The sequence below is a fragment of the Nocardioides sp. LS1 genome, from assembly GCF_003865225.1.
Lineage (GTDB): Bacteria > Actinomycetota > Actinomycetes > Propionibacteriales > Nocardioidaceae > Nocardioides > Nocardioides ginsengisegetis.
Genome location: NZ_BIFF01000007.1, coordinates 251,114 through 264,073 on the forward strand (window position 1 = coordinate 251,114; position 12,960 = coordinate 264,073).

Here is a 12,960-nt window from a genome sequence, read left to right on the forward strand (position 1 = left end):
GGGTTCCGTGTGGAGGAGTTGTCCGATGAATCCTGGACCCCGGTGGCACCGGTGCGTGCCGATCGTCCTGACGGCGATGCTCTGCCTGGTGGGCGGATGCACCTCCGGAGGGTCGGCGACGACAGGGTCTCCCGCTCCCTCGACCGCAACGTCGACAGCGCCGCCGGCCTCCCCGTCGGCCACCGGGACCGCCGTGCGGCCGGCCCCCCGGCTGGCCGCCAGGTTCCGGCACACCATCCCGGGGATGCCCCGCAACCTCGCCAGCGACGTGTACGCCGCCGCCCGGCCGGGACGCCTCCGGCAGAAGGTCGCGCGCGACCCGGCCTACCTCTACGTCCCGAACTCGTACGGCGCCCCCGTGACCACCGTCATCGACCAGCGCACCCGCAAGGTCGTCCGGGTCCTGCGGACCGGCTCGCTCTCCCAGCACGTGACCCCGTCCTACGACCTGTCGCGGCTCTACGTGGAGGCGAGCTACAGCAACCAGATCGACGTCGTGGATCCCCGGACCGGCCGCATCACGCGCCGCTACCCGGTGGACCGGCCCTACAACCTCTACTTCACCCCCGACGGCCGGCACGCGATCGTGATGGACGAGGAGCACCAGCGGATCGTCTTCGCCGACCCCCGGACGTTCCGGCCCCAGCGGACGCTGAGCGACCCGACCTGCGACGGGCCCAACCACGCCGACTTCTCCGCCGACGGGCGCTCGTTCATCGTGACCTGCGAGTTCAGCGGCTCGCTGCTCAAGATCTCCACCCTGGGGGAGCGCGTGGTGGGCCGGCTCGACCTCGGTCCCGGGAGCAAGCCCCAGGACGTGCGGCTCTCGCCCGACGGACGCTGGTTCTACGTCGCCGACATGGGCCGGGACCTGCTGCTGCGGATCGGCTGGCGCGACCTGCGCGTCGTCGGCTCCACGCCGACGCCGATGATGCCGCACGGCATCTACCCCAGCCGGGACGGCCGGTTCCTCTACCTGTCGGACCGCGGGGCCGGCGAGGTCAGCGTCTTCTCGCTGGCACGCAGGCGGATCGTGGCGAACTGGCCGATCCCCGGCGGCGGCACGCCCGACATGGGCGGTGTCTCCGCGGACGGCCGGACCCTGTGGCTCACCGGGCGCTACACGGGCTACGTGTACGGCTGGAACACCCGGACCGGCAAGCTGGTCGCGAAGATCTGGGTCGGCGGGAGCCCGCACGGCATGCTGGTCTGGCCCCAGCCCGGCCGCTACTCGCTCGGCCACACCGGGAACCTCCGATGAGGCGCCTCGCCGGCGTGGCCGCGGTCCTGCTCGTCTCCGGGTGCTCGGCGTCCACGCCGTCGCCGACGCCCGTGGGGCCCGGCTCGTCGTCCCCCTCACCGTCCCCGTCGGCCTCCTCCTCGTCGTCGGCCACACCGTCGGCCACGCCCGCCCCCACCCACCTGGTGGTCAGGACGATGCCGTGGCGGCTGCCGTTCCCGGTCGGCCGTGAGGCCGTCGTCCCGACCGGCCACGGGTACGTCGTTGCCGGCGGGCTGGTGGCCGGCGACCAGTCCACCGACCAGGTGTTCACCCTCGACCCGCGCACCGGCCGCACCCGGGCCCGGCCGCCGCTCGGCGTGCCCGTCCACGACACCGCCGGCGTCGCGCTGGGCGGCCGGGTCCTCGTCGTCGGCGGGGGCAACTCCACCGAGCAGGACGTGGTCCAGCAGCGGGGCCCGCACGGATGGAGGGTGACCGGGCACCTGCCCCAGCCGCGCTCGGACCTCACCGTCGTGACGGTCGGCGACCAGGCACTGGCGCTCGGCGGCTACGACGCCACGACGGTCGCCGTCCCCGATGTCGTGGCGACCCGCGACGGCGTGCACTGGCGCCGCGTCGGGACCCTCCCCGTGCCGGTGAGGTACGCCGCGGGTGTCGTGCTCTCGCACGCGGTGCTGCTGTTCGGGGGAGAGCGCGCCGGCGTCATGCAGCGCGCCGTGCAGCGGGTGGACGCGGACGGACACGTGCGTGTGGTGGCTCGACTGCCCGTGGCGCTCGGCCACGCCGTGGCCGTCCGGGTCGGGGAACGCGTGCTCGTCGTGGGTGGGCGCCTGACGCAGGACAGGGTGACCGGCCGGATGTGGTGGTTCGACCCGCGGACCCGGCGCTTCAGCCCGGCCGGACGACTCCCGACACCGCTCGCCGACTCCGCGGCGGCGGTCGACGGCGACGTCGTCTACCTGGTGGGTGGAGAGTCGCCGTCGGTGACCGACCGGGTCGTGCGGATCGCGCTGCGCTGACCCGCGGAGGCGTCGTACGACGACGGCCCCGGCAGGATCTGCCGGGGCCGTGCGTCGTGCTGCGTGGGTCGGTCAGACCCCGATCGGGTGCCAGACCGTCTTGGTCTCCAGGAACGTCGTCATCGCGTCGATGCCCGGGTCGGCCGACCAGTCGGGCTCGACCGCGGGGGCGCGGCGGACGCGCTTGAGGTTGTCGGCCGCGGCCACCTCGAGCGACGTGGCGAGCTCGACGTCACCGGCGACGCCGGTCAGGTCGATGGCGTTGACGTCCATGTGCGAGGCCAGCCACGGGGCGATGGTCGCCGCGGAGCCGGTCAGGATGTTGACCACGCCGCCGGGCACGTCGGAGGTGGCCAGCACCTCGGAGAACGTGACGGCGGGCAGCGGCCGGGCGTAGGACGACACGACGACCACGGTGTTGCCCGTGACGATCGCGGGCGCCACCACGCTGATCAGGCCGAGCAGTGAGGACTCCTGCGGGGCCAGGACGGCCACGACACCGGTCGGCTCGGGCGTCGAGAGGTTGAAGAACGGCCCGGCGACCGGGTTGGCGCCGCCGACCACCTGGGTGATCTTGTCGGCCCAGCCGGCGTACCAGACGAGCCGGTCGATGGCCTCGTCGAGCACCTTCTGCGCGCGGGCTGCAGTCAGCCCCTCGGACTGGCGGAGCGCCTCCACGAACTGCGGGCGGCGGTCCTCCATGACCTCGGCGATCCGGTAGAGGATCTGCGCGCGGTTGTAGGCGGTCTTCGCCGACCAGCCACCGAACGCCTTGCGGGCGGCGATGACGGCGTCACGGGCGTCCTTGCGCGAGGCGAGGGCGGCGTTGGCCACGAACGTCCCCTTCGTGTCGTTGACGACGTAGGAGTGGCCCGACTCCGAGCGGGGGAAGGCGCCACCGATGTAGAGCTTGTACGTCTTGCGGACGTCGATGCGAGTGTCGCTCACTTGAGGTAGGCCTCCAGACCGTGGCGGCCGCCCTCGCGGCCGTAGCCCGACTCCTTGTAGCCGCCGAAGGGGCTGGTCGGGTCGAACTTGTTGAACGTGTTGGCCCACACCACGCCGGCGCGCAGCTGGCTGGCCATGTGCAGGATGAGCGAGCCCTTGTCGGTCCACACGCCGGCCGAGAGGCCGTACGGCGTGTTGTTGGCCTTCTCGATCGCCTCGGAGGGCGTGCGGAAGGTCAGGACGGACAGGACCGGGCCGAAGATCTCCTCGCGGGCGATCCGGTGGGCCTGGGTGACACCGGTGAACAGCGTCGGCGGGAACCAGAAGCCGTTGCTCGGCAGGTCGCAGGCGGGCGACCAGCGGCCGGCGCCCTCGGCCTCACCGATGTCGCTGAGCTCGCGGATGCGGGCCAGCTGCTCGGCGGAGTTGATCGCGCCGATGTCGGTGTTCTTGTCCAGCGGGTCGCCGACGCGCAGCGTGGACATCCGGCGCTTGAGGCGCTCGAGCACCTCGTCGGCCACGGACTCCTGGACCAGCAGGCGCGAGCCCGCGCAGCAGACGTGGCCCTGGTTGAAGAAGATGCCGTTGACGATGCCCTCGACCGCCTGGTCGATGGGGGCGTCGTCGAACACGATGTTGGCGGCCTTGCCGCCGAGCTCGAGGGTGACCTTCTTGTCCGAGCCAGCGACGGCCTTCGCGATCGCGCGGCCGACGTCGGTGGAGCCGGTGAAGGCGACCTTGTCGACGTCGGGGTGGGAGACCAGCGCACGGCCGGTCTCGCCCGCGCCGGTGACGATGTTGACGACACCCGGCGGCAGGTCGGCCTGCTGGCAGATCTCGGCGAAGAGCAGCGCCGTCAGCGGCGTCGTCTCGGCGGGCTTGAGGACGACGGTGTTGCCGCACGCCAGCGCCGGGGCGATCTTCCACGCGAGCATGAGCAGCGGGAAGTTCCACGGGATGACCTGGCCGGCGACGCCCAGGGGCTGCGGGTTGCCGTTGCCGAAGCCGGAGTACTCCAGCTTGTCGGCCCAGCCGGCGTAGTAGAAGAAGTGCGCGGCGACGGTCGGGACGTCGACGTCGCGGGACTCCTTGATCGGCTTGCCGTTGTCGATCGACTCCAGGACGGCCAGCTCGCGGCCGCGCTCCTGGATGATCCGGGCGATCCGGTAGAGGTACTTGGCGCGCTCGCGGCCGGGCATCTTGGACCAGACGCGGGTGTAGGCGCGGCGGGCGGCCTTGACGGCGGCGTCGACGTCGGCCTCGTCGGCCTCGGCGACCTCGGAGAGGACCTCCTCGGTCGAGGGGCTGATGGTCTTGAACGCCTTGCCGTGGCCGTCGACGAACTCACCGTTGATGAACAGGCCGTAGGACGGCTTGATGTCGACGATGGAGCGCGACTCGGGGGCGGGGGCGTACTCGAAGGGGGAGCTCATGGGAATCAGTCCAGGGTGAAGTAGTCGGGACCGGAGTAGCGACCGGTCGTCATCTTGGTGCGCTGCATGAGCAGGTCGTTGAGCAGCGTGGAGGCGCCGAACCGGAACCAGTCAGGGTCGAGCCAGTCCTGGCCCGCGACCTCGTTGACCATCACGAGGTACTTGATGGCGTCCTTGGTCGTGCGGATGCCGCCGGCGGGCTTGACGCCGATCATCTGCCCCGTGGCCTCGCGGAAGTCGCGGACGGCCTCGAGCATCACCAGCGTGACCGGGAGGGTCGCGGCGGGCTGCACCTTGCCGGTGGAGGTCTTGATGAAGTGGCCGCCGGCCATCATCGCGAGCCAGCTGGCGCGGCGTACGTTGTCGTAGGTCTGGAGCTCGCCGGTCTCGAAGATGACCTTGAGGTGCGCGCCCCCACAGGCCTCGCGGACCGCGACGATCTCGTCGAAGACGGCCTTGTAGCGGCCCGACAGGAACGCGCCACGGTCGATGACCATGTCGATCTCGTCGGCGCCGGCCTCGACGGCGTCCTGGGTGTCGGCCAGCTTGATGTCCAGGGCCGCACGGCCGCTCGGGAAGGCGGTCGCGACCGCGGCGACGTTGACGCCGCTGGTGCCGAGGACCTCCTTGGCCGTGGCGACCATGTCGGGGTAGACGCAGACGGCGGCCGTCATGGGGCAGGACGGGTCGGCCGGGTCGGGGTGCATCGCCTTGGCGGCGAGCGCGCGGACCTTGCCGTGGGTGTCCTGGCCCTCGAGGGTCGTCAGGTCGACCATGCGGATCGCGAGGTCGATCGCGTAGTCCTTGGCCGTCGTCTTGATCGAGCGGGTGCCGAGGGCCGCGGCGCGCGCCTCGGCGCCGACCTGGTCGACGCCCGGCAGACCGTGCAGGAAGCGACGCAGCGTGGCATCCGAACGCGTGATGTCCGAGAAGTCCGCCTGCGGCGCCGTTGCCGTGGGGGTGGGGGTGCTTGTCACCGGTCCAGCATAGGGTTGTCGCGACGAGGGACAGAATCCACCAGCCGGACACCCCGGCCATCGACGGAGATCACGCATGACGCAGCACGAGGTCGAGAAGTTCGCCGCCACGAGCGGCCGGATCCTCGGCGTGATCGCCCTCGTGGGCGTGCTCACGATCGTCGTGATCGGCATCGTGGACCGCGACCATGGCTTCCCGGCGGCGGTCGTGACGGGCGCGCTCGTCTTCGGCGTGCTGGTGTGGGCCGCGATGCTCCGGCCGCGGGTGTGGGCGACCCCCGAGGCGCTGGTCCTGCGCAACATGCTCGACACCGTGTCGATCCCGCTCGCCGCCATCGACACCGTCGTCGTGCGCCAGGTCCTGGCGGTCGGCGTCGGCGACTCGCGCTACGTCTCGTCGGCCATCGGTCACTCGTGGCGCCAGACGATCAAGTCCAACCGGTCCAGCGAGCGGCCCAGCGCGACCGAGTCCTACCCCGTCTTCGTCGAGGACCGGATCACCCGGCTCGTCGAGGACGCCCGGGCCCGCCACGGCATCCAGCGCTTCACGCCCGAGCAGGCCGCGCTCGCCGACGACGTCCACCGGACGCTCGCCTGGCCGGAGATCGGCGTGCTCGTCGGCAGCCTCGTCGCCTTCGTGGCGACCCTCGTGGCCTGAGCGGTCCCGCTCAGATCCCGGCGGCGGCCTTGATGTCCCCGCGCAGGGCGTCGAGCCGTCCGACTGCGGCGAAGCGTGCCGCCTCGACCCCGTCGTCGGGGTTCACGGTGATGACCACCTCGAGGTAGCACTTCAGCTTGGGCTCGGTGCCGCTCGGCCGCACGATCACGCGCGCACCCTCGGCCAGGTGGTAGCGCAGGCCCTCGGTAGGAGGGAGGTCCGCCGAGCCGAGGGAGAGGTCGTCGACGCGCTCGACCGCGAGGCCCCCGAGCCGGGTCGGGGGAGTGCTGCGCAGCCGGTCCATGGCCGCGGCGATCTCGCCGAGGTCGGTGACCCGGACCGAGAGCTGGTCGGTGGCGTGCAGGCCGTGCTCGGCGGCGATGTCGTCGAGCAGGTCGAGCAGCGTGCGGCCCTCGGCCTTGGCACCGGCCGCCATCTCGCAGAGCAGCAGCAACGCTGAGACGCCGTCCTTGTCCTTCACGTGCTCGGGGTCGCAGCAGTAGCCGAGCGCCTCCTCGTAGCCGAACGCGAGTCCCTCGACGCGGCCGATCCACTTGAAGCCGGTCAGCGTCTCGGCGTAGGGCTGCCCGGCCGCGGCGGCCATCTTGCCGAGCAGCGAGGAGGACACGATCGAGGTCGCGTAGGTGCCCTTCCGGCCGGACCGGAGCAGGTGGTGCGCCAGCAGTGCGCCCACCTCGTCGCCGCGCAGCATCCGCCACCCGTGCGGGCCGGGGACGGCCGCGGCGCAGCGGTCGGCGTCGGGGTCGTTGGCCACGACCAGGTCGGCCCCCTGGCGCTCGGCCAGCGCCATGGCGAGGTCCATGGCGCCCGGCTCCTCGGGGTTGGGGAACGCGACGGTCGGGAAGTCGGGGTCCGGGTGCTCCTGCTGCTCGACCACGCTCGGCGCATCGAAGCCGGCGGTCTCCAGGACCTGGACGACCGAGGTGCCGCCCACGCCGTGCAGCGGGGTGTAGACGATCTCGAGGTCGCGCGGTCCGTCGCCGGCCAGCTCGGCGGCGGTGTCGAGGTAGCGGTCGACGATCTCGTCGCCGAGGACGGCGCCCGGGGTGCCGCGCGGGATGTCGGCGAGCGCGCCCACGGCCGCGATGCGGTCGGCGATGGCGGAGTCGGCGGGCGGCACGATCTGGGAGCCGTCGCCGAGGTAGACCTTGTAGCCGTTGTCCTGGGGCGGGTTGTGGCTCGCGGTGACCATGACGCCGGCGACGCAGCCGAGCTCGCGGATGGCGTAGGCGAGGATCGGGGTCGGCAGCGGGCGCGGCAGGACGTGGGCGCGGAAGCCCGCGCCGGTCATCACCTCGGCCGTGTCACGGGCGAAGACGTCGGAGTTGTGGCGGGCGTCGTACCCGATCACGACCGAGGGCTCGCGACCCTGGCCGGGCTCGCGGTCCTGGGCGCGGAGGTACGCCGCGAGGCCGGCCGCGGCGCGCAGCACGACGCTGCGGTTCATCCGGTTGGAGCCGGCGCCGAGGGCGCCGCGCAGGCCGGCGGTGCCGAACTCGAGGGTGCCGTCGAAGCGGTCGGCGAGGTCGGTCGGGTCGCCACCGGCCTCGACGTCGGCGATGACCCGCTCCAGCTCGGCGCGGGTGTGGCCGTCGGGGTCCTCGGCGGCCCAGGCGCGGGCGCGGTCGAGCAGGACGTCGTTGTCCGGAGAGGTCATGGGGCGCACGCTACTGGGTGCGCCGGCCCTCGGAGGAACCGCCGAGAGGGGGCCGCCATGATGCCCGCCATGATGGGGGCGTGACCCCGTCGTACTCCTTCCGAGGCACCTGGACCGTGGCCGCAGACCCCGACCGGGTGCGCGACGTGCTGCTCGACCTCGAGCGCTACCCCGAGTGGTGGCCGCAGGTCCGGGCCGTGGCGAGCCTGGGCCCCGACGACGCGCGGGTGCTGTGCCGTTCGGCGCTTCCCTACACGCTCGACCTGGTGCTGCACGCCGTGCACCGCGAGCCGCGGCACCTGGAGATCGAGACGTCCGGGGACCTCACGGGCCGGGTGCGCTGGCTGCTGACGCCGATCGAGGGCGGCACCCGGATGGACTTCGAGCAGGACGTCCGCGTCGCGGGGCGCTGGCTGGGCCTGGCGTCGCGGGTCGGGCGGCCGCTGCTCGCCTGGAACCACGACCGGATGATGGCCGGCTGCCTCGACGGCCTGCGGGACCGGCTGGCCGGCTGATCGGTCAGGCCACGCAGAACTCGTTGCCCTCGGGGTCCAGCATGGTGACGCCGTAGTGGTCGACGCCCTCGGAGCCCTCGAGGTCCGTGCTGCGGTGGCGGACCCGGGCGCCGCGGCCGACGAGCTCGGCGACCTTGGCCTCGACGATCACCCGGCGCCGCTCGAGGGAGAGCGTCCGGTCCCGGCCGGTGGGGAAGATGTCGAGATGCAGGCGGTTCTTGCCGGCCTTCTCCTCGGGCACGATCTGGAACCAGATCCGCGGCCCGGCGCCCGTCGGGTCCCAGATCCGGTCGGACCAGTCACTGTCGGGCAGCTCGTCGTCCGGGACCCCGAGGGAGAGGTAGTAGGCCTTCCAGGAGGCATGGGGCTCGGGCGGGGGCTGCACCTCGTAGCCCAGCACCGGCGCCCAGAACTGCACCAGGCGGGCGGGGTCGTTCGCGTCGATCGTCAGCTGCCAGTCCACCATGACGGCAGGCTAGTGGTGACGCGTCAGTCCCGCGCGACCTCGGGCATGTTCTCGCCGGTGTAGTCGACCTCGGCGTTGGCGGGCCGGTTGGCGGGGTCGAGCCGGCGTTCGCGCTCGGCCTCGATCTCGGCGATCTCCTCCTCCGAGGGCTGGATCCGGCGGAACGCCGCGCCCGGGTCGGAGCTGCCGGCGGCGCCCTCGACGTCCTCGCCGGCGTTGAGCTCCTTGAACTCCTCGACGGTCGGCAGCGTCTTGCCGGTGTTGTCCACCTCGGCGTTTGCCGGGCGGTTGTCAGGGTCGAGGCGGCGTTCGCGCTCGGCCTGGATGTCGGCCGGCACGGCTCCCTCGGTGTGCTCGTGGGGCTCGGCGGACTCGTCGTACGTGGCCATGGGGACCCTTCCTGTCGCGGTGCGTACCCCGGGCCCGTAACCGGTCGGGCCCGGGGCATGCATCGCGTTCCGGTCAGGAGTCGATGTGGCTCATGTCCCCGTAGCGGTCGCCGGCGACGGCGTCGCGCGGCACGGCGGCCTCGAGCGCCGCGAGGTCGGCGGGGGAGAGGTCGACGTCGGTGGCGCCGACGTTCTCCTCCAGGTAGGCGACCCGCTTGGTGCCCGGGATCGGTGCGACGTCGTCGCCCTGGGCGAGCACCCACGCAAGCGCCAGCTGGCCCGGCGTGCAGCCGTGCGCGGCCGCGAGCTCGCGGACCTTGTCGACGAGCGCGAGGTTGGCGTCGAGGTTGTCGCCCGCGAACCGGGGGAAGTACGCCGACCGCCGGAAGTCGCCCTCGCCGACGGCGCCGGACTCCTTGGTGATCGCGCCGGTGAGCATCCCGCGACCGAGCGGGGAGTAGGGGACCAGGCCGATGCCGAGCTCGCGCACGGTCGGGAGGATCTCGTCCTCCAGGTCGCGGGTGAAGAGGGAGTACTCCGTCTGCAGGGCGGTGATGGGGTGCGTCGCGTGCGCCTTGCGGATGTTGGTCGGCGAGGCCTCGGACAGGCCGAGGTGGCGGACCTTCCCGGCCTCGACCAGCTCGGCCATGGCGCCGACGGTCTCCTCGATCGGGACGGACTGGTCGACGCGGTGCTGGTAGTAGAGGTCGATGTGGTCGACGCCGAGGCGCTGCAGGGAGGCGTCGCAGGCGGCCCGGACGTAGTCCGGCTTGCCGTTGATGCCGACGCGGGTGCCGTCGGGGAGGCGCTCGTTGCCGAACTTCGTGGCGAGCTGGACCTCGTCGCGGTGGCCCCGGATGGCCCTGCCCACGAGCTGCTCGTTGGTGAAGGGGCCGTACATGTCGGCGGTGTCGAGGAAGGTCACGCCGAGGTCGAGCGCGCGGTGGATGGTCGCGATCCCGGTGGCCTCGTCACCGGTGCCGTAGAACTCCGACATGCCCATGCAGCCGAGGCCGAGGGCGGAGACGGTGAGGGGCGAGGCGGTGCCGAGGGTGCGCTGCTGGAGGGAGGTCTGCTGGGTCATGCCCCCACTCAAACGCTTGGAGTGCGCTCCAGGTCAAGCCCCGTCTCGATCTTGTCGACGTAGATGCCGATCTTGCGGTCGATCGCGCCCAGGTGCTCCTGGACCTCGGCCAGCTGCGCGAGGACGTGCTGGCGGTGGGCGCGGAGCAGGTCGAGCCGGGCCTGCTCGTTGCCGTCGCCCTGCCGGACGAGCTCGGCGTAGCGGCGTACGTCGCGGATGGGCATGCCCGTGCCGCGCAGGCAGGTAAGCAGGTTGATCCAGCGCAGGTCGCCGTCGGTGTAGCGGCGGTGGCCCGTCGCGGAGCGCCCGACCGGGCGCAGCATCAGGCCGTCGCGTTCGTAGTAGCGCAGCGTGTCGGGCGTCAGGTCGCTGACCTGCGCCGCCTCGGCGATCGAGTAGCTCATGGGCCCAGTGTCAGGGTTGGAGCACACTCCAGGTCAAGACCGGTCGAACGCCGGCCGGTAGAACGCCTCGGTCGCGAACGCTCCGCCGACGTGCGCGGCCTCGGTCGCGTCCTCGTCGCGGGCCGCGATCCGGTCGGCCCAGTCCTCGGCGTCGTCCTGCGGCTCGTAGCCCAGGGCCCGGCCCGGCTCGAGGTCCCACCAGGCGCGGGTGTTGGCGGAGATGCCGTAGAGCACCGCGAAGCCGGGGCTGGCGGTCGTCAGCGACGCCTCGACCATCCGCACGCAGTCGTCGTGGGAGAGCCAGGTCGACAGGTTGCGGACCGTCTCCGGCTCAGGCAGGAAGGAGCCGATCCGGCAGGAGACCGCGTCGATGCCGTAGCGGTCGGCGTAGAGGCTCATCACGGCCTCGGCCGCGACCTTGCCGACGCCGTAGAACGTGTCGGGCCGCGGGCGCTCGGCGGTGGTGAGCAGGTCGGTGCGAGGGGTCCGGCCGACGGCGTGGTTGGAGCCGGCGTACACGAGACGGGTCACGCCGTGCTCGACCATCGCGTCGAGCAGCGCCGCGGTGGTGACGGTGTGCGACCGCAGCGACTCGGCGAGGCTGCCCTCGCCGGGGTAGCCGGCCAGGTGCACGACGGCGTCGAGGCGCTCCTCGGCGAAGACGGCGGCCACCGCGTCGGGGTCGGCGCAGTCGATGAGGTGCCACGGGCCGACGTATCCGTCGGGGGCGGGCACCCGGTCCAGGCCGACGACCTCGTGGCCGCGGTCGGTCAGGCCGTCGGTGAGGACGGTGCCGATGGACCCGGCGGCGCCGGTCACCAGGAGGCGCATCAGATCTGCGGGACGATCTGGCCGAGCAGGTCGCCCATGCGGGAGGCGGCGGCCTTGCCGGCCTCGAGGACCTCCTCGTGGTTGAGGGGCTCGCCGCTGATGCCGGCCGCGAGGTTGGTGACCAGGCTGATGCCGAGCACCTCCATGCCGGACTGGCGGGCGGCGATCGCCTCGAGGGTGGTGCTCATGCCGACGAGGGTGCCGCCGATGTTGCGGACCATGGTGATCTCGGCCGGGGTCTCGTAGTGCGGGCCGGGGAACTGCACGTAGACGCCCTCGTCGAGCGTCGGGTCGACCTGCTGGCACAGCGCGCGCAGGCGCGGGGAGTAGAGGTCGGTGAGGTCGACGAAGTTGGCGCCCTCGATCGGGGAGGTCGCCGTCAGGTTGATGTGGTCGCTGATCAGGACCGGGGTGCCGGGGGTCCAGGTCTCCTTGAGCCCGCCGCAGCCGTTGGTCAGCACGATCGCGCGGCAGCCGGCCGCGGCCGCGGTGCGGACCGGGTGGACGACGGCGCGGACGCCCTTGCCCTCGTAGAAGTGGGTGCGGCTCAGGAAGACCAGCAGGTTCTTGTCGCCCGAGCGGATCGAGCGGATCTTGCCCGAGTGGCCGGCCACGGCGGCCGCGTTGAAGCCGGGCAGGTCGGTCGTGTCGATCTCCGCGGTCGCCTCACCCAGCGCGTCGACGGCCGGGAGCCAGCCCGACCCCAGGACGAGGGCCACGTCGTGGCGCTCCACACCCGTCAGCTCGGTGAGGCGGGCGGCGGCCTGCTGGGCCAGCTCGAAGGGATCCGTGGTCTGGGTCGCGATCGTCACGTCGCCCGACTCTAGTGGGCACGCGGCGTACTGCCGAGTCGGCGCAACTGCCGGCGCTGGAGACGTCGAGTCGAGCAAGTTCCGGGATCTCGGTGCAGGATCGGGACATGATCGACCACTTCGGCATCAACTGCTCCGACCTCGCCCGGTCGGCCGCGTTCTACGACGACGTGCTCGGCGTCCTGGGCTACCGACGCGTCCTCGACTTCGGCGTGGCCATCGGGTACGGCGACGAGGCGCCCGACTTCTGGATCAGCGCCCAGCCCGACGAGGGGCCTGCGTCCGGGCCCAACCGCGAGATCCACGTGGGCTTCCGGGCCAAGGACGGCGAGGCCGTGCGCGAGTTCTTCGCCCACGCCGTCGCCCAGGGGGCCGAGGTGCTCCACGAGCCGCGCCTGTGGCCGGAGTACCACGAGGGGTACTTCGGTGCGTTCGTGCGCGACCCGGACGGCAACAACGTGGAAGCGGTCTGCCACACGGGGGAGTAGCCCGGGCACGGGGCT

The 12,960-nt window shown here is 72.4% G+C and carries 15 protein-coding genes; 5 read left to right on the top strand and 10 right to left on the bottom strand.

Annotated elements, in window-relative coordinates:
- Nucleotides 1–244: 244 nt before the first annotated feature.
- Nucleotides 245–1,261, top strand: coding sequence for a YncE family protein (locus EJF31_RS21110; protein ID WP_125039152.1), 1,017 nt, complete (start codon nt 245–247; stop codon nt 1,259–1,261).
- The gene (locus EJF31_RS21115; protein ID WP_125039153.1) at nt 1,258–2,262 is read left to right on the top strand and encodes a hypothetical protein; all 1,005 of its coding nucleotides are present in this window, start codon (nt 1,258–1,260) and stop codon (nt 2,260–2,262) included. The genes EJF31_RS21110 and EJF31_RS21115 overlap by 4 nt, the downstream gene beginning before the upstream one ends.
- A gap of 72 nt (nt 2,263–2,334) precedes the next feature.
- On the opposite strand, the gene EJF31_RS21120 is transcribed toward EJF31_RS21115, so the two are convergent.
- From EJF31_RS21120 to deoC, 3 genes are read right to left on the bottom strand one after another with little or no spacing between them, the layout of a single operon-like run.
- Nucleotides 2,335–3,210, bottom strand: a complete 876-nt coding sequence (locus EJF31_RS21120) for an aldehyde dehydrogenase family protein (RefSeq protein ID WP_125039154.1) — start codon at nt 3,208–3,210, stop codon at nt 2,335–2,337.
- Nucleotides 3,207–4,643: an aldehyde dehydrogenase family protein gene (locus tag EJF31_RS21125; RefSeq protein ID WP_125039155.1), complete on the bottom strand. Its 1,437-nt coding sequence runs from the start codon at nt 4,641–4,643 to the stop codon at nt 3,207–3,209. Before EJF31_RS21125 ends, EJF31_RS21120 begins: the two co-directional genes overlap by 4 nt.
- A 5-nt stretch (nt 4,644–4,648) precedes the next feature.
- Nucleotides 4,649–5,620, bottom strand: a complete 972-nt coding sequence (gene deoC / locus EJF31_RS21130) for a deoxyribose-phosphate aldolase (RefSeq protein WP_260431002.1) — start codon at nt 5,618–5,620, stop codon at nt 4,649–4,651.
- A gap of 76 nt (nt 5,621–5,696) precedes the next feature.
- Here deoC and EJF31_RS21135 point away from each other — a divergent pair, with 76 nt between their 5' ends.
- Entirely contained in the window at nt 5,697–6,278 is a 582-nt protein-coding gene (locus tag EJF31_RS21135) for a hypothetical protein (RefSeq protein WP_125039157.1), read from the top strand.
- 10 nt (nt 6,279–6,288) lie between these two features.
- On the opposite strand, the gene EJF31_RS21140 is transcribed toward EJF31_RS21135, so the two are convergent.
- Nucleotides 6,289–7,956: a phospho-sugar mutase gene (locus EJF31_RS21140; RefSeq protein ID WP_125039158.1), complete on the bottom strand. Its 1,668-nt coding sequence runs from the start codon at nt 7,954–7,956 to the stop codon at nt 6,289–6,291.
- 80 nt (nt 7,957–8,036) lie between these two features.
- Between EJF31_RS21140 and EJF31_RS21145 the strand changes: the two genes are divergently transcribed.
- Nucleotides 8,037–8,471, top strand: coding sequence for an SRPBCC family protein (locus tag EJF31_RS21145; protein ID WP_125039159.1), 435 nt, complete (start codon nt 8,037–8,039; stop codon nt 8,469–8,471).
- A 4-nt stretch (nt 8,472–8,475) separates the two neighbouring features.
- On the opposite strand, the gene EJF31_RS21150 is transcribed toward EJF31_RS21145, so the two are convergent.
- The 6 genes from EJF31_RS21150 to EJF31_RS21175 form a co-directional block, all read right to left on the bottom strand.
- On the bottom strand, nt 8,476–8,937 hold the full coding sequence (locus EJF31_RS21150) for a VOC family protein (RefSeq protein WP_125039160.1): 462 nt from the start codon (nt 8,935–8,937) through the stop codon (nt 8,476–8,478).
- Between the two features lie 23 nt (nt 8,938–8,960).
- Nucleotides 8,961–9,326, bottom strand: a complete 366-nt coding sequence (locus EJF31_RS21155) for a hypothetical protein (RefSeq protein ID WP_125039161.1) — start codon at nt 9,324–9,326, stop codon at nt 8,961–8,963.
- 73 nt (nt 9,327–9,399) lie between these two features.
- Complete coding sequence (locus tag EJF31_RS21160) at nt 9,400–10,410, bottom strand: aldo/keto reductase (protein ID WP_125039162.1); 1,011 nt, start codon at nt 10,408–10,410, stop codon at nt 9,400–9,402.
- Nucleotides 10,411–10,418: 8 nt separating this feature from the next.
- Nucleotides 10,419–10,814 carry a MerR family transcriptional regulator gene (locus EJF31_RS21165; protein ID WP_125039163.1) on the bottom strand — a complete coding sequence of 132 codons (396 nt, stop codon included), beginning with the start codon at nt 10,812–10,814 and terminating at the stop codon, nt 10,419–10,421.
- 33 nt (nt 10,815–10,847) lie between these two features.
- Nucleotides 10,848–11,645, bottom strand: a complete 798-nt coding sequence (locus EJF31_RS21170) for an NAD(P)-dependent oxidoreductase (protein ID WP_125039164.1) — start codon at nt 11,643–11,645, stop codon at nt 10,848–10,850.
- Nucleotides 11,645–12,457 (bottom strand): purine-nucleoside phosphorylase, encoded by an 813-nt coding sequence (locus EJF31_RS21175; RefSeq protein ID WP_185736376.1) that lies wholly within the window; start codon nt 12,455–12,457, stop codon nt 11,645–11,647. Before EJF31_RS21175 ends, EJF31_RS21170 begins: the two co-directional genes overlap by 1 nt.
- A gap of 107 nt (nt 12,458–12,564) precedes the next feature.
- On the opposite strand from EJF31_RS21175, the gene EJF31_RS21180 reads away from it, so the two are divergent.
- Nucleotides 12,565–12,945, top strand: a complete 381-nt coding sequence (locus tag EJF31_RS21180) for a VOC family protein (RefSeq protein WP_125039165.1) — start codon at nt 12,565–12,567, stop codon at nt 12,943–12,945.
- Nucleotides 12,946–12,960 lie beyond the last annotated feature (15 nt).